Annotated in this window: 14 protein-coding genes; 7 read left to right on the top strand and 7 right to left on the bottom strand. The window is 41.1% G+C overall.

The annotated features are described in order from the left end of the window. Positions 1–31: 31 nt before the first annotated feature. Positions 32–958: an AEC family transporter gene (locus Q0590_RS12590; RefSeq protein WP_302037901.1), complete on the bottom strand. Its 927-nt coding sequence runs from the start codon at positions 956–958 to the stop codon at positions 32–34. A gap of 70 nt (positions 959–1,028) precedes the next feature. Between Q0590_RS12590 and Q0590_RS12585 the strand changes: the two genes are divergently transcribed. The 3 genes from Q0590_RS12585 (at position 1,029) to Q0590_RS12575 (ending at position 3,074) form a co-directional block, all read left to right on the top strand. Beyond that, a complete protein-coding gene (locus Q0590_RS12585; RefSeq protein WP_302037900.1) occupies positions 1,029–1,685 on the top strand; it encodes an SGNH/GDSL hydrolase family protein in 657 nt (218 codons plus the stop codon). Between the two features lie 279 nt (positions 1,686–1,964). Beyond that, positions 1,965–2,327 (top strand): hypothetical protein, encoded by a 363-nt coding sequence (locus Q0590_RS12580; RefSeq protein WP_302037899.1) that lies wholly within the window; start codon positions 1,965–1,967, stop codon positions 2,325–2,327. Positions 2,328–2,552: 225 nt separating this feature from the next. Next, positions 2,553–3,074 (top strand): ferritin, encoded by a 522-nt coding sequence (locus tag Q0590_RS12575; protein WP_302037898.1) that lies wholly within the window; start codon positions 2,553–2,555, stop codon positions 3,072–3,074. A gap of 110 nt (positions 3,075–3,184) precedes the next feature. Here Q0590_RS12575 and Q0590_RS12570 read toward each other — a convergent pair whose 3' ends face one another. From Q0590_RS12570 to Q0590_RS12545, 6 genes are all read right to left on the bottom strand, one after another. Then, positions 3,185–3,454, bottom strand: coding sequence for a (2Fe-2S) ferredoxin domain-containing protein (locus Q0590_RS12570; RefSeq protein WP_302037897.1), 270 nt, complete (start codon positions 3,452–3,454; stop codon positions 3,185–3,187). 80 nt (positions 3,455–3,534) lie between these two features. Next, positions 3,535–4,350, bottom strand: coding sequence for an orotidine-5'-phosphate decarboxylase (pyrF, locus tag Q0590_RS12565; RefSeq protein ID WP_302037896.1), 816 nt, complete (start codon positions 4,348–4,350; stop codon positions 3,535–3,537). Between the two features lie 131 nt (positions 4,351–4,481). After that, positions 4,482–5,126, bottom strand: a complete 645-nt coding sequence (gene lolA1, locus Q0590_RS12560; RefSeq protein ID WP_302037895.1) for an outer membrane lipoprotein periplasmic chaperone LolA1 — start codon at positions 5,124–5,126, stop codon at positions 4,482–4,484. 108 nt (positions 5,127–5,234) lie between these two features. Continuing rightward, positions 5,235–7,778, bottom strand: a complete 2,544-nt coding sequence (locus tag Q0590_RS12555) for an FtsK/SpoIIIE family DNA translocase (RefSeq protein ID WP_302037894.1) — start codon at positions 7,776–7,778, stop codon at positions 5,235–5,237. A 171-nt stretch (positions 7,779–7,949) separates the two neighbouring features. Continuing rightward, positions 7,950–8,993: a quinone-dependent dihydroorotate dehydrogenase gene (locus Q0590_RS12550; RefSeq protein WP_302037893.1), complete on the bottom strand. Its 1,044-nt coding sequence runs from the start codon at positions 8,991–8,993 to the stop codon at positions 7,950–7,952. 190 nt (positions 8,994–9,183) lie between these two features. Next, entirely contained in the window at positions 9,184–10,173 is a 990-nt protein-coding gene (locus Q0590_RS12545; RefSeq protein ID WP_302037892.1) for a YpdA family putative bacillithiol disulfide reductase, read from the bottom strand. Positions 10,174–10,426: 253 nt separating this feature from the next. Between Q0590_RS12545 and Q0590_RS12540 the strand changes: the two genes are divergently transcribed. From Q0590_RS12540 to Q0590_RS12525, 4 genes are all read left to right on the top strand, one after another. Then, on the top strand, positions 10,427–10,879 hold the full coding sequence (locus Q0590_RS12540) for a hypothetical protein (protein ID WP_302037891.1): 453 nt from the start codon (positions 10,427–10,429) through the stop codon (positions 10,877–10,879). Positions 10,880–11,092: 213 nt separating this feature from the next. Then, a complete protein-coding gene (locus tag Q0590_RS12535; protein ID WP_302037890.1) occupies positions 11,093–11,944 on the top strand; it encodes an outer membrane beta-barrel protein in 852 nt (283 codons plus the stop codon). A 364-nt stretch (positions 11,945–12,308) separates the two neighbouring features. Next, positions 12,309–15,335, top strand: coding sequence for a sensor histidine kinase (locus tag Q0590_RS12530; RefSeq protein WP_302037889.1), 3,027 nt, complete (start codon positions 12,309–12,311; stop codon positions 15,333–15,335). A 40-nt stretch (positions 15,336–15,375) separates the two neighbouring features. Then, positions 15,376–16,017, top strand: a complete 642-nt coding sequence (locus tag Q0590_RS12525; RefSeq protein WP_302037888.1) for a response regulator — start codon at positions 15,376–15,378, stop codon at positions 16,015–16,017. The last annotated feature ends 152 nt before the right edge of the window (positions 16,018–16,169 follow it).

Genomic DNA, 16,169 nt, shown 5'->3' with positions numbered 1-16,169 from the left:
ATGATTTTTTCCTGTAAGCTTAATAGAATTGTTACGCCAGGTTAAACACCATGATTAACCCCCACATCAACACAAAGCTGATCAGAATACTGATATTGGCAATAGCTCCTGCAAAACGGGTATTATACCCAAACTCATCTGAAAAAGGAATAACGGTTAACCCTACTGGCAATATTAAGGCAATAAGCACAATGGTGCGATACAGTTTATCAAAAGGAAGGATATAAAACAGAGTGATTCCTATCAGCAAGGCTAAGCCAAACTTGACAAAAAGAATGGAGTACAGCTGTTTTATAAATGTTTTATCCAGGCGGAAGTTCAAGTAAATACCCAGGAGTAAAAGCACCATAGCCATATTGGCTCTGGCCACTGCACCTATGACATTGTTTATCAAGAATGGAAACGACAGCCCCATAATATTGAAAAGCAAGGCTACCACATAACTCACCAGCGGCACTGATCTAACCAGCTTTTTTAAAATGTACACACCATCTATCCGTTTACTTCCGGTACGTTGCGGAGAGAAGGCAGAACCCAGCGAATAGCTCAGCCCTAGCACAGCAAATGCATTGCCCAGATCGTACATGGCAATATATTGCAGTCCTTCTTTACCCCAGATAGCTTCAATAATGGGGTAAGCAAACAGCCCGATATTGAACCCGGTAGCAGCCATAAAAAGTACTCCTTTGATAGTGGCCGGCTGATTTCTGAAAAGAACGTAACAAATGCTAAAAAGCAGCAGGCAGAAAGCTAAAGGAATGAAGGGCAAAAAAACCAATGCATAGCGTATTTCCAGGTCAGATACTGTATCGAATATCAACGCCGGAAAGGTAACGTATAATACAACTTTGGAGAGTACTTTTCCTTCTGTTTCTTTGATTACCTGATATTTTTTTAAAAAATACCCAATAAGAATAATGATTAACGAAGTAAGAAGTGTAATATTTGTATTGGACACAGCAGCTAGGTAAAACCGGCCGCTAAATTAAGGGAAAATCTAAAACAGACGTTAATTCTTCAGACATCCCATGAAAGTATTTATTACCTTTTGTTTTTTGTTTGTATTTCTGTTTATTCAACATGCTAGTTGCCAGGAAATAAACCGCTTTGAAAATGAAATTGTAGCCTTTGAAAAGGCAGATAAAGAAAATCCTCCACCAAAAAATGCTATTCTCTTTACTGGTAGTTCATCTATACGGGTTTGGAAGGACCTAGCTGAGCGGTTTCCTAACAAAAAAGTCCTTAACAGAGGTTTTGGCGGCTCTGGCCTGGGAGATCTTGTTCATTATGCCAATCGGATTATTTATCCTTACCAACCTAAACAAATAGTGATTTACTCTGGAGAGAATGACATAAATGATGGCAAAACACCTGCTCAAGTGCTGGCTGATTTTAAAACTTTGTTTACCGCTATCCGGCGGAAAATGCCTAGTACACCTATTGCCTATATTTCTATGAAGCCCAGCCCTTCCAGAGCCGATAAACTGGCACTAGTGAAGGAAGCGAACCGGTTGATCAACGATTTTTTAAATACACAGAAGAAAGCAACCTATATTAATGTCTTCGATAAGATGTTAGACAATGATCAGCAACCCCGCCCCGAATTATTTGTGCAAGATATGCTACATATGAATGACGATGGATATGACATCTGGACACAGACAATTAAGCCTTACCTAAAATAATCTATGTTTAGGAGAAATTTTTAACCTGAAAAAGAATGATTAATATCAACTTTTTCAGGTTACTTTTTTATGGCCGTTTCATAAACCAAGCAATCCAGGTGTAGTATAGTTCTTGTTGATTACAAAGCATTTACCTTTCTTATACTCTTACTAAAAAATACCCTGGAGAACTGTTACTTCTTATGATATGCTCTTTATAATGAACTTTATCATTTTATTTGGACTTATTCTAAATAGTATATATTTTTGTGTAATTCAATTCCAATGCAGGCAATACCAATGATACTTAAAGAAAAGCGTAACACCATATTAGAAGAAGTTTTCCGTACAGAAGCAGGTTGTGTGTATCAGTCAGATGTAGAAAACTGTTTTTATGTCGATTTTGGTGGGAGAGCAATTAAATTCAGTATCCTTTGTTTTTTCCGGTTGAAAACATTAGTAGACAAAGTGAACCTTCCAGATATGGCTGCCTGCCCGGAACGTTCATCGGATATAGAAATCATTTCTCCCTGCGCCTGCGAACACTGCTACGTACTTACATTGGCCGAAATTGCTGCACTCAAAGAACTGTTAGCCGGGGCCAAAGTGATGCTGGAATTGAATAGTATTCTCAAAGAAAGACTCTGCCGCTTAGTAAAATAGTTCTGTTTTTATTCTTCTTTAATCTCTTTCTAAATTAGCCAAAAACTAGGCTTACCTGATACTTTTTTGAACCAAACAACGTATATTGCCGTTGTAATTTACGTGTACACACCAGGGTTTCAGATGATTACCCATGTACAAAAAGCATTATTTACCTGCCGATTGCCGGAACATACATAGTGCTGTATATAACACTGAATTTGTAAGTAAACTAATTTTACTCCCATGAAAGATTTATTGAGACTTAAAACTTCATTAACCGAAGAAATAGAAGCTGTTTTGAATGATCAGATCAGAAAAGAAGCGCATTCATCTGCCCTGTATCTGGCTATGGCTTCCTGGTGCGACAGAAATGGATTTGACAACAGTGCCGATCATTTTTATAAGCAGTCAGACGAAGAGCGTCAGCACATGCTGAAAATTTTCAAATATGTACTGGATCTGGGTGGTACGGCCGTTTCTCCGACTATCTTAGATGTAAAGTTTGAGTTTAACTCTTTCCGCGAAGTATTTGAAGAGGCTTTAGAGCAGGAAGTTTTAATTACCCAATCTATTAATAACATCGTAGATAAATGCCACAAGGCAAAAGATTATATGACGGTGGAATTTATGAACTGGTTCCTGAACGAACAGAAAGAAGAAGAATATGTAGCCAGAAGGGCGTTGGAGTTGTTTGATGTTATTGGCGAAGAAGGTACTGGCCGCTGGGAAATTGACCATCAAATTCCAAAAATCAAATACGAATGATAATTCCTTTCCATATATAAAAGAAAAGACCTCACCGGCTTCAGAAACCGGTGAGGTCTTTTCTTTTATACAATGTCTAGATTTTCACATCTCTACATTTTCAAATTATCCTACTCTTCATTGTAGGCTATTTTCAGGAATTTAAAAGCATCTCTCTCATCGTATTCCTTTACCCACACATTGGCCGGTTGAATAGAAAGCACCGGAGCAAACTTGCAACGGTCGGTACATTCTGTTTTTACTATTTCAACTTCATCTTTTAATCCATTTGTTTTAATAATATCTTTGAATTCTTTACAAATAGCTTTTCCGCCTTTTTTCCCGCATTTGCTGCCTACACATACATAGATTGTCTTTTCAGGTGCATGAAATTTACTCATGGCTCAGTCAGTTTAATCGTCTATAAAATAATAAGCAAAGGTAGCTTCAATTAAGTTCAACCGGAATAGTTTCTGCTGATTTACAGATATTTTTCCAGGTAAATTGCCATTTCTTGCTGTATCGACTGTGCTTCTCTGGCGGCTTTTGCAGCAAAATCTTTGTTAGCCGATGCATAAATAATTGCCCTGGAGGCATTTACCAATAGTCCGCACTGCTTGTTCATGCCATGTTGAGAAAGTAACTGTAAATCTCCTCCTTGCGCTCCTACGCCTGGCACCAACAAAAAATGGTCTGGTGCTAGTTGCCTGATTTTATGAAACTGCTCTGCCTGGGTAGCCCCTACTACATACATCAATTTATCGGCATCGGCCCAGGTAGCAGCGGTAGTTATTACTTGCTCAAACAATGGTTTTTCTGAGGTTAATAGCTTTGTCTGAAAATCCTGGCTGCCCGGGTTGGAGGTTAAGGCCAGCAGGATTACCCACTTATTTTCAAAAGCCAGAAAAGGTTTTACAGAATCTTCGCCCATGTAAGGGGCTACTGTAACGGCATCGGCCTGCATCTGCTCAAAAAATGCACGGGCATACAAACCAGACGTATTGCCGATATCACCCCGTTTGGCATCGGCTATTTTAAAGAAGTTTTTAGGAATATATTCCAGTGTTTTTTGCAGGCTTTCCCAGCCTTTAGCTCCCGTAGCTTCATAAAAGGCTGTATTGGGTTTATAGGCTACACAGAAATCGGCTGTTGCATCAATAATTTGTTTGTTAAACTCAAAAATGGGATCGTCTGCTGACCGGAGGTGTGATGGTATTTTTTGTATATCTGTATCTAATCCTACACATAAGTAAGACTGTTTTTGGGTCATTTGTTGAAATAGTTCTTTCCGTGTCATAGGTTATTCCGGTTATATGGCTTTGTAATAGAATACATAATGCAATGTAAACCTACTAGCTGAATGGCTAGAAACAAAAATCCCTCACAGTTTTTATTTGCTGTGAGGGATCAAACAGGTAAGTAAGTGACTTACCGCAAGTCTATAATTTCTACGCCTTTGTATTTAGATTTATCAAACGCAAAAAAGTTGTCGTCTATCGTTTCTACCGGGGTAAAACGGTTAACGGTGTATACATACCGGTTGCCACTCTTTTCGAATACACGCAAGCTTTTCATGGATCTGTCTTTTTTGTTTACCGTAATGCGCACCTTGAAAATATTCTTGTTTTTATCTTCCGGAATCAAATCTACTATTTCGTATACCTGGCCGCCTTCTTTCTTTTCTTCTACAAAATTGTATTTGTACCCTTTTTTATAAATACTGAAAATCTTAGATGGGGTAATCTCATCTTCATCCGGTTCATAATCAGAAATATTTACTTCGTTTGTTTCTTTAATATACGTCCATACGGTAGAGCCATTGTTAATAATTTCTTGCTCCCCCAGATTCATATAATATTTAGGGCCTTTTACCGTAAGATCGCCATTGTATGTTTCATTTACACCGGCCGAGGGGCTTTCCATAGTATAGGTAAATTGTGCTTTGAACGCATGAAAAGCTTTGTATTTGTCGCTCATGGCATCTAGTATTTCTTCGGCACGCTTGTCTTTTTGTGCCATTAGTGCTCCAGTACATAAAAATACAAAAGCAAGTAAGAGGTTAATTCTTTTCATTAAGGTATGTTAATAAATAGTCTTATAAATATCTGTAAGCAAACAAGATACCCTTATTTCTACACGAAAACTACCACATTTGGTTATGCTAGTAAGTAACTCGGGGCATCAATTATTGTTCAATTTGTTCAATAATTGTTCCAAACTATTTTCATCAGGAATGAGCACCTCTCTGGCTTTACTTCCTTCAAAGGGGCCTACCACTCCGGCAGACTCCAGTTGATCTATCAGGCGGCCTGCCCGGTTATAGCCCAGTTTCAGCCGTCGTTGCAGCAAAGAAGTACTTCCCTGTTGATGCGTTACAATAACTCTGGCCGCATCTTCAAATAAAGGATCTCGGTTAGCTGGGTCAAATTCACTTTTCTCTTCCCCACTTTCATCTCCTTCATATTCAGGAAGTATGTACGCTGAATCATAGCCACGCTGGTTACCGATAAAGTCGCAAATACGGTCTACCTCGGGGGTATCTACAAAGGCACATTGCAGGCGGATAATATCTGAGCCAGTAGATAACAGCATATCGCCTTGCCCTACCAACTGGTCGGCACCTCCGGTGTCCAGAATGGTTCTGGAATCTATTTTAGAAGTTACTTTAAAAGACAAACGGGCCGGGAAGTTTGCTTTAATAATACCGGTGATTACGTTTACAGAAGGCCGCTGGGTAGCTACCACTAGGTGAATACCTATTGCACGGGCCAGCTGTGCGAGGCGGGCAATGGGCTGTTCCACTTCCTTCCCTGCCGTCATCATCAGATCGGCTAACTCATCTATGACCAGTACAATATAGGGCATAAACCGGTGACCCTTCTCTGGATTCAGGCGGCGTTCAATAAATTTATGGTTGTATTCTTTCAGGTTGCGGCAACCGGCATCTTTCAGCAGGTCGTAGCGCATATCCATTTCTATACAAAGTGAATTAAGCGTATTTACAACTTTTTTTGTATCTGTAATAATAGGTTCGGCACCATCTGGCAACATAGCCAGGAAATGGCGTTCAATTTTATTAAACAGGGTAAGCTCTACTTTCTTAGGGTCTACCAGTACAAATTTCAGCTGGGAAGGGTGCTTTTTATAAATAAGAGAAGTCAGAATCACATTCAAGCCTACAGACTTACCCTGGCCAGTAGCACCCGCCATCAGCAAGTGAGGCATTTTAGCCAGGTCTGTCATAAACAGTTCGTTGGCGATAGTCTTTCCTAATACGACTGGCAACTCCATGCTACTTTTCATAAACTTGTCGGTAGCCAATACTGAGCGCATAGATACCATTTCGCGGTTTTTGTTCGGCACTTCTATACCAATGGTGCCTTTGCCAGGAATAGGGGCAATAATCCGGATACCTAGGGCAGATAAACTCAAGGCAATATCGTCTTCCAGATTTTTAATTTTGGAAATTCGTACCCCAGCTTCCGGGATAATCTCATATAAGGTTACCGTTGGCCCAATGGTAGCTTTAATAGAAGCAATGCCAATGCTGTAATTGGCCAGGGTTTCTACAATTCTATCTTTATTGGCTTCCAGTTCTTCTACACTTACCTGGACTTTATCAGTCTGGTATTCATTCAGCAGTTCAATGGGCGGATACTGGTAATTTGGCAAATCCAGAGTAGGGTCATAGTTGCCAAACACCTGGGCATAGTTAGTATTAGATTCTTCCTCTTCCACCACAGGGGCTATTTCCAGTTCCGGTTCTTCATGCCGTTCTTCTATGCTGAATTCTACGCCTCCCTGCTTTTTGGTAGTTGCGGCAGACCCATTCGTGTATGAGGTATGCTGACTGGCGGAAACGGCAGGGCTTAAGGAAACTTCCGTCCGGGTATCTTTCATAGCCATTACGGTGGGTGAAAGTACTCTTTCTTCGCCAGTAACCGGACTTTTTACAAAGGCAGGTTCGGGTTCTCTTTCTACTATTTTGGGTGATGGGGTAAAATCCACCTCTTCTTTATGGGCTTCTTCTATGTCTTTAATTTTCTCGTTTATTTTGGTATTAAACCCTTTAATGGAGGTAACATCAAAAAAGAAGATAATGAATACGATCAGTGAGAAGGCAATAAATAACAAAGTGCCCCATCCGATCAGGCTGTCCATCATGAGGGCAAACTCATAGCCAATACCGCCAGACAAAAAGCCCAGGAAACTCTCTTCGTGCGAAATAAGAATAACATATCCCAGCAGCAGGCTTATCCACAGGATGGAAAAAACGGAAAAACTGGTTAAGGTGGCAATCGGAAATAACTCCCGCCGGAATACTATTTTATAGCCTGCAAAGAAAAATACGGGAATAAACAGAAAAGAAGCTATTCCAAACCAGCGGAATATGAACAAGTGAGAGATTACAGCACCAGTCAGCCGCATCCAGTTTTCTACCTCGGCCCCCGACTCACGGACAGTCGCATCAAAAACAGAATCGACAATACTCTGGTCGGCTTTGCCGGTAAATAAGTAGGAAACAAAAGATACAGCTAGAAACAAGGAAATAAATATTAAGAAGAAGCCTCCGGTCAGATGAAATCTTCTATCGGCTAGAAAGGTAAACCATTTACGCCTGGGTGCCTTCGGCGCTGCAACCGTAGCACTAGCAACAGATGGCCCGGGCTTTTTTATTTCATTGTCTTTTTTAAACGTATTCTCTTTAAAGGTATTTTTTGCCATGCCGGGTAAGTTGGAAATATGCAAATTTGAAAATGTCGAAATGCTTAGAACGTATAGTCATCAAATTTTTGCTGTATACCTGCCATGCAGATGCGATTCTACGAACGAAAAAAAATGTGGAATTTTGAAATACACCTACTTTTCATATTTCCACATTCTCAAATTTTCAAATTAAATATACTCTTTTTGTTGAATAATTGCCTGGTTAATTTTTTTCGCCAGTTCCGGACCCTGATAAATAAATCCGGTATAATACTGCACCAGGGAAGCTCCGGCTTTCAGTTTTTCCAGGGCATCTGCTGCCGAAGCAATACCTCCTACCCCAATAACGGGAAAAGCTTTGCCAGATTTTTCTGTTAAATAACGGATTACTTCGGTTGACCGTTTTTTCAGGGGCTGGCCGCTTAGTCCACCGGCACCAATGGCCTGGATGGTAGCTTTATCGGTGTGCAGCCCTTCGCGGCTAATGGTAGTATTAGTCGCTACAACCCCGGCAATGCGCGTTTGTTTCACTATATCTATAATATCATCCAGTTGGCCATCCGTTAAATCAGGGGCGATTTTCAGCAAAATAGGCTTAAGCTTGGGCTTCGACTGGTTACGGTTCTGTAAACTTTGCAACAGTTGGGTAAGTGGTTCTTTTTCCTGTAAATCGCGCAGGTTGGGTGTGTTAGGCGAACTTACATTTACCACAAAATAATCTACTACGTCATATAATGCATCGAAACAGAACAAGTAATCTGATAAAGCCTGTTCGTTTGGTGTGTTTTTGTTCTTGCCAATATTGCCCCCAATAATAATGTCTGATTTGCGGTTTTTTAAACGGTGTGCTGCTACTTCTACCCCCTGGTTATTAAAGCCCATGCGGTTAATTAGGGCCTTATCTTCTTTCAGACGGAACATTCTGGGTTTAGGATTTCCCTCCTGTGGCCGAGGAGTAAGCGTTCCTATTTCTATGAAGCCAAAACCCATACAGGCCAGTTCATCTGTCAGTTCAGCATTTTTGTCGAAACCTGCAGCCAAACCTACCGGATTTTTAAACTTCAACCCGAAAACTTCCCGTTCCAAAGCCGGATGCTCAAAGGTATATTGACGCTTAAAGACTGAAGCTATGGGAGATAACTTAAAGGTTTGCTTTACAGAGTTGAAAACAAATTCGTGGGCTTTTTCAGCTTCCAGGTTAAATAAAAGCGGCTGGAGTAGAGCTTTGTACATAAAGCAAATATACTCAGTTTTGCGTAACGCAGGCGTGAATATATTTATACAGCCTATATTTTTTAGCTTTTCAGGGGCAACTATAGTCTGGAGAGGTATTCTACATTCATGGATTTGCTAGAGAAGGTGCATACAACCCAAAAGACACCTTTCAGGGTGTCTTTTGGGTTGAGTGTAGCCAAATGGTTTATCATTTTTCGGCAGTCACTGAATGTTTGCTGGCAATATCTGCCACTATAGCTTTGGCATGCTCACGGCCATTTTCAATAAATATCTTTTCGGTATGTATACCCGCGACTATAGTGCCTGCCAAATAAAGGCCTTTTACATTTGTTTCAAACGTTTGTGAATCGTAGGTAGGCACCAGCGTATCAGGCGTAAGTTCAATCCCAGACTCTTTCAGCAGTTTTGCATCCGGCAAATAACCTACCAGTAGAAATACAAAATCAGCAGGAAGCTCTCTGGGTTCATGTGTCTGGTTATTTTCTATCAGGATTTTGCCAGGTTCTATTGCTTTTATTTCTGTATGGAACAGCACTTTAACTTTTCCTTCCCGGATGCGGTTTCGCAGATCGGGTGTAAGCCAGTATTTAGCTGTAGGCGTAAAATCCTCAAACTTGTGTACAATCGTTACATCTACATCGTGGCGGTACAATTCCAGAGCTGCCTCTATAGCTGAATTTCCTCCACCCACGATTACTACTTTAGTAAATGAGTATTTAAATGGCTCATCATAATAATGCGATACATGCGGCAGATTTTCTCCGGGAATACCCAGAATACGGGGGAAGTCGAAATAGCCGGTAGCAATAACAACATTTTTTGCAAAAAATCTTTCGTCGCCTCTCGTATGCACTTCAAAAACATCTCCTTGTTTGGCTATACCAGTTACCTCCGTAAAGAGCCGGAAGTTTACTTTATAATAGGCTACTACTTTGCGGTAGTATTGCAGGGCTTCGTCGCGGGTAGCTTTTACATTAGAGGTAGAAAAAGGAATGCCTCCGATTTCAATATTTTCTGCGGTAGAAAAAAATTTCATCCGTTTCGGGTACTTCCGGATAGATTCAGTAAGGCTGCCTTTTTCCAGTACAATGTGTGTCAGTTTCTGTCTGGAGGCTTCAATCGCACAGGCAAGTCCACAGGGGCCACCGCCTACTACTACGATATCTAATATTTCCATAGGTTTGCTTTTATTCTTAGAAGAACACCAATCTCAAATATATTCAATTCAACCCGTAGTAAAGCAGATAAGTTTATATTTTCCCGCAGAATCCCCATTTTTTCTGATGAACATATGAAGTAGTGTAGATATGCAACAGGTTATAGAAAACACAACATTCTCCAATTTCATACACTCATGCAAGTTTGGCCATTATTTTTTAAAACTTCCGGAAGCTTGTCTGTACTTTGGGTGGTCAATAGTATTGATGGAAATGAAGATACTGAAATATATAGAGGAAATAGTTCTTTTCATTTTGCCTATTTGCTTAGTTGGAGTAATAACTTTTGTTATTGCTGATTCCAATGAAAAAGAAGTCAACGTTAAAAGTTTAGTTAAAAATAATGAGTTTAAAGCCTTGCATACGTGTGTTCTAAGTCTTTCAAACATTAAGAATATCGCCGTTCTTCCAGTAGATAACTATATAGTAGTTGATGGAACAGTAATAAATCTAGTTAAAAGGACATATGGGGAAGAACCTACATTAGGTTTCTATATCAACTATTATCAGGCAGGAGATAGCATACCTTATAATTCAATTAACGATTTATTATCCTCTAGAGGCATTGCCATTGACAGTAATAGGATAATGTTCATCGTTGAAGCAATGAAGAAAACCAATCTATCCGATGTTTACATTGAAAATAAAGAAATATGCTACCGTTAGAGGGTTTCACCAATGTATGGAGAAGAAGGTATTATATATACTAAAAGGAATGTATCTAAGGATACGGTTAAATTTGATGTATTTCAACAAATTGATGACAATTTTTATCACTTTGCTCATGAAGAATAAATTGCTCACCCATACATATAACAATCAAACTAATTTTTCTTCATACAACATTTAAAAATAGCATCCTTAAATTCTCCTAATATTATGAAAACAACTAAACACATTTTCCTTCTTTTGCTGTGCTGTCTTGCCCTGCAGGCAAGTGCTCAGGTACGGGTGCATCTGGGCGCCTCTACGGCCTACAACAGTACCTTTGTACTGGATGAAGGCTTATCTAAAGATCCCAGGTACAGTGCACAAATGACCTATAACTGGGCTCCGGTGGGTATGGCTTTCGGAGCAGATTTTAACCGGGGCTTTGGCCTGCAACTGGAATCAATCCTCTCTAACCAGGGACAGATCTATGAAATTATAGATGTAGCTAAACAGAAAATTGGCGAACGCAGAATTGATCTGCAATACATAAACTTGCCCTTAATGCTCAATTTCTTAAGCAACAGCTCTTCCAGAACCAGTTTTAACTTCATGCTTGGCCCACAACTATCTTTACTAACCAAGGGACAAGAGATTTATGAACAATATAAAAATGGCACTTTGCAAACACCAGAAAATGGGCAAATCCCTGTAGGAGCTACCGATAATGGCAATGGTACCTATAGCTACCCGGCAGGTACTACGGTTCTGGCGAGTACCGATGCGGCTTCTGCCATCAAACAATTTCGTGACAAAGAATTACAACTAGCTGCAGGCTTAGGCTTAAACATTGATATTGGCTCTCATTTGTATCTATCTACCAATATCCGGGGTAATTATAGCTTTACCGATATGCGCAACGAGGATCTGATTAACAGCATCCGCCAGAACTCTGCTAACGATGTGCTAAAAGATTTATTCGGCAGAAGAGCTAATATGCTGGTTGGTGCACAAATAGGCCTGCATTATATGTTTGGAGGCAACCGTTCTTCCGTCCGTAGTTTAGGTCCGCTGGGCAATTAATTTTACAGAGTATACAAATGAGTTAAATCCCACATCCTTTTCCGGATAGTGGGATTTTTATTTGCCGGATTTAAGTATAAAATCTAACTTCAGCAAGTAAATAGATTCCTGTAGATATACTGCAGAAGCAACACAGGCAGTTTAAGAAGATTTACGGCTGGACTGTACGTAAAAACTCCATCAGCACCCGAAAATTCTGGTATCAGGACGATAGAAGTACAACCAGTACTTTATACCGGTCAGATTTTACTTGGTGCCAGTAAATAGTGCTTGCTCTGACTACTGATTTTTTTCAGAAAGGGGTATATTGCATATGAGTACTTACCCTTAGGCCAAGCCATTATTCCATTCTAAGCTACACTATATGCCACCTATGCAGCTAATCGTCCGCCTATTAAGCGCTATGATGGCATTTTTGTTAGGTAGCCAGCTTGCCGTATGTCAGGCATCTGATTATTCTTTCAGGCATTATACTACCGACCATGGCCTTTCTAGTGACCAAACTACGTGTGTATTTAAAGATAAGCAAGGCTATATGTGGTTTGGTACAGTAAATGGTCTAAACCGCTTCGATGGTATTGAGTTTAAAGTATATAAACGGGCCAAAGACGGTTTACCAGGCAACTATATCATTGGTATTAATCAAAGTCCTGATGGGGGGTTGTGGATCTCTACACACCTGGGAATATGCCGCTTCAATTCGGCTTCTGAAACATTTGAGCCGTTACCTTTACCTACCCAAACCGACACGCGGGGAGATAATGATTTTGTATCCGGCTTAGTATTCGATAAAGAAGGGTATGGATGGTTTGCTTCTGCAGAAAAACTCTACCGCTTACATCTGCAAACCCGGCGACTAACTACATTTCCCGGGATCTCTTCGGATGCACACCCACTGCTGATGTATCTTTTTGCTGATTCCCAAGGACAATTATGGGTTATGCGTGCCGGGGCTTTGTACCGCTTCAATCCAGACAAAGCTTTGTATACCTATGTTATGGGCCAGGACACTCAGCATCCGGAAAGCCAGATCCATGTAGCTTCTCTGTATGAAGACAGCCAAAAAACAGTATGGGCTACCACGTTTGAAAAAGGCATTATGCGGTACGATACAACCAAGCAATGTTTTGTAGATGAACCAGACGAAAATACGTTTGTCAATACAATGGTAGAAGATTTTCTGCCAGACGGGAAACCGGTATTCTGGTTAGGAAAAAGCCAGAAAGCTGCCATCTACCGGCCAGATTCTCAGCAGCAAACATCCTTCACCTATCACATCAGAGACAAACTTAGCCACAATGGCGGAGATGTAATTCACCTATACCGGGACGGGCAAACAGGTATTATCTGGATGGCTACCAGCCGTGGTATTCAAAAGTCCGATCCTTTTGAAATAAAATTTAAAAGAAAACTCATCCCTTTACCTGTAGATAGCACCTCTACCAGTGAAGTACTGGCCCTATACCAGAACCAGGTTAACCGAAACCTATACTGGATTGGTACGACAGGCAGTGGCCTTCTGGAATGGAACAGGCGCAGCAATGTATTCAAATCTATAAACGGTAAAGAAAATACGCCGGGCCGGTACATTTCCGACGTCCGGCAAGACTTAAAAGGCACCCTTTGGGTAGCCTCCGAAAAGGGACTGTATAGTTGCGACCCTGCTTCAAATCAATGGAAACACTGGAATAATCCTCCGGCAACTGCTACGGGCTACTCTATTAGTACTGTTTTTCCGGACACTAAAAATCGGATCTGGATCGGCTCTAGTCAGGATGGGGTATTTCTGTTGAACCAGGAAACAGGCAAAATTCAGCCATGGTCCTTAAACGAGCCTCTGAGCATAGGCAACCCGCTGCGGGTGAATGCCTTTGAAGAAGATTCCCTTGGCCGGATATGGGTTTCTACCAGCCGGGGCTTATTCCGGATTCAGGTTGCACAAAACCGCACAGAGAAAATTTTCCTTCATTCGCTGGATTCTCAGATCCAACCTTCCGACCGTTTGCAAAGTTCTTTCAAAATAGATTCAAAAAATAGGGTTTGGGTATCGGGTATTGGTTTTCTGGCGCAAGCTGACTTAAATGGGAGAGTAAACAAAACCTACACAGCAGAAAATGGCCTTCAAGCCGATCATGTGTATTCTCTGGAAGAAGATAACTCTGGAGGGCTATGGATGAGCACCGACTACCTGCTGCACCGGCTTAACCTGCAAACCGGAGAGTTTACCTATTTCCGGAAAGAACATGGCCTGTTTGCCAATAATGCAGATAGCCAGCTACGCAAAGATGATAAGGGTGAGTTATTTATAGGATTTACAGCAGCATTCAATCACTTGGTTCCTGAGCAACTCCTATATAATAAAACGCCACCGCCGGTGGTGATTACCGGAATAAAAGTAGATAACAAACCACGATTACCTGGAACAGAACACACACTTACAATAGATGCAGCTGAAAATACACTATCCGTAGACTTTGCGGTGCTAAGTTACCATCTGGCGGAAAAGAATCAATATAGGTATATGCTGGAAGGTTTAGATGACCAATGGACCAAAACGGAGAACCGGAATGCTACCTATACCAACTTAGCGCCAGGCACATATACCTTTAAAGTAAAAGCAGCGAACAGCGACGGCATCTGGAATGAGCAAGGTGCAGCATTAACCATCTATAAGATACCATTTTTCTACCAGACCTGGTGGTTTATAATACTTATGGTGAGTGTAGCCGCAGGCATATTGTACGGTATTTACCGGTATCGGGAAGCGAACAGGCTCCGGCTGGAAGCTATCCGTAACCGCATTGCCACTGATCTACACGACGATATGGGTTCCACGCTTAGTAGCATCCGCATTTTCAGCGATGTGGTACAAAACCAGATTGCCCCGGTGCAACCAGAGGTTATTCCTATTTTGCAGCGTATTAGTTCCAGTGCTACAGCGCTTTCAGAATCCATGCAGGATATTATCTGGACTATTCAAACAAAGCACGATAGCCTGGAAGACGTAGTTACCAGAATGCGGGAATTTGGGTTAAAAATGGCTGAGGCAAAGCAAATAGACTTCCGGATGCAGGTATCGGATACCTTTCATTTAACAAAGTTTCATGTGGAACACCGACGGAATTTATATCTTATTTTCAAAGAAAGCATTAACAATGCTGTAAAATATGCCCAATGCACAAAAATAACCGTAGATTTAGCTGTTACCGGGAAGCTGCTGCGGTTAACAATTCAGGATAATGGCAGAGGCTTTGATCCAGCTACCGTCCGGCAGGGAAATGGCTTACAGAACCTTCGTAAACGTGCCGCAGAAATTAAAGGACAAGTAACTGTTCATTCAGCTCCTGGGGAAGGCACTAAAATAGAATTGCACACACGGATCACATCTTAATGCTATTTACCCCTGTTTAACTTCTTCCTACCTTTACTGTATGCAAGAACCTATTAGTGTAGTTTACTACGAAGATAACCGCAACCTCCGCGAAGGCATGACTTTTTTGTTACAGGCTACCCCCCAGCTCCGGCTGCTCGGTGCATTTGCCGATTGCAGCCATATTAAAGAAGAAATCCAAAGTTTACTTCCGGATGTAGTATTGATGGATATTGATTTGCCCGGCTTAAGTGGTATAGATGCGGTACCAATAGTAAAAGCACTGGCTCCCCAAACTCAGGTACTGATGCTGACCGTGTTTGATGATGAAGATAAAATCTTCCGGGCTATCCGGAATGGAGCTAGCGGCTATCTGCTGAAACATACGCCTCCCTCTGAAATTATTACAGCTATTTTTGATGTTCACCGGGGCGGCTCACCTATGACAGCCAATATTGCCCGTAAAGTATTGCAATTTTTTCAGGGGCAGAAAAGCACAAAAGCCGGCGACTATAATTTATCTGCCCGGGAAATGGACATTATCAAGGGCTTGGTTTCCGGCTATAGTTACAAACTCATTGCCGATGAGCTTCACATCAGTATAGACACCGTGCGTTCCCATATCCGCCACATCTACGACAAACTCCAGGTAAACTCCAAAACCGAAGCAATCCTCAAAGCTATGCGTGAAGGATTAGTGTAATAAGTTTTTATTCAGCTTTACATATAAGATTACGGCCCGCCCCTATTGTCTACTCATTATAAGCAATTCAATAGTATAGTGTACTTCAGCTCATCCTTTGATTAAGTAGGTAGAGGCTTTGGCAAATAAACATCGCATATCTATGCAGGTAA

This window comes from Rhodocytophaga aerolata (genome assembly GCF_030503435.1).
Classification (GTDB): Bacteria; Bacteroidota; Bacteroidia; order Cytophagales; family 172606-1; genus Rhodocytophaga; species Rhodocytophaga aerolata.
Note: the sequence above shows the minus strand (reverse complement) of the source record. Positions and strands in the feature narration are given on the sequence as shown.

What these genes read in the sequence shown, in the direction of transcription:
- pyrF (WP_302037896.1), bottom strand. Translation starts at nt 4,350, where the DNA reads ATGACACGGAAAGAACTATTTCAACAAATGACCCAAAAACAGTCTTAC.
- Q0590_RS12555 (WP_302037894.1), bottom strand. Translation starts at nt 7,778, where the DNA reads ATGGCAAAAAATACCTTTAAAGAGAATACGTTTAAAAAAGACAATGAA.
- Q0590_RS12580 (WP_302037899.1), top strand. Translation starts at nt 1,965, where the DNA reads ATGATACTTAAAGAAAAGCGTAACACCATATTAGAAGAAGTTTTCCGT.
- Q0590_RS12540 (WP_302037891.1), top strand. Translation starts at nt 10,427, where the DNA reads ATGAAGATACTGAAATATATAGAGGAAATAGTTCTTTTCATTTTGCCT.
- Q0590_RS12530 (WP_302037889.1), top strand. Translation starts at nt 12,309, where the DNA reads ATGCCACCTATGCAGCTAATCGTCCGCCTATTAAGCGCTATGATGGCA.
- Q0590_RS12585 (WP_302037900.1), top strand. Translation starts at nt 1,029, where the DNA reads ATGAAAGTATTTATTACCTTTTGTTTTTTGTTTGTATTTCTGTTTATT.
- Q0590_RS12545 (WP_302037892.1), bottom strand. Translation starts at nt 10,173, where the DNA reads ATGGAAATATTAGATATCGTAGTAGTAGGCGGTGGCCCCTGTGGACTT.
- lolA1 (WP_302037895.1), bottom strand. Translation starts at nt 5,126, where the DNA reads ATGAAAAGAATTAACCTCTTACTTGCTTTTGTATTTTTATGTACTGGA.
- Q0590_RS12575 (WP_302037898.1), top strand. Translation starts at nt 2,553, where the DNA reads ATGAAAGATTTATTGAGACTTAAAACTTCATTAACCGAAGAAATAGAA.
- Q0590_RS12535 (WP_302037890.1), top strand. Translation starts at nt 11,093, where the DNA reads ATGAAAACAACTAAACACATTTTCCTTCTTTTGCTGTGCTGTCTTGCC.
- Q0590_RS12550 (WP_302037893.1), bottom strand. Translation starts at nt 8,993, where the DNA reads ATGTACAAAGCTCTACTCCAGCCGCTTTTATTTAACCTGGAAGCTGAA.
- Q0590_RS12525 (WP_302037888.1), top strand. Translation starts at nt 15,376, where the DNA reads ATGCAAGAACCTATTAGTGTAGTTTACTACGAAGATAACCGCAACCTC.
- Q0590_RS12570 (WP_302037897.1), bottom strand. Translation starts at nt 3,454, where the DNA reads ATGAGTAAATTTCATGCACCTGAAAAGACAATCTATGTATGTGTAGGC.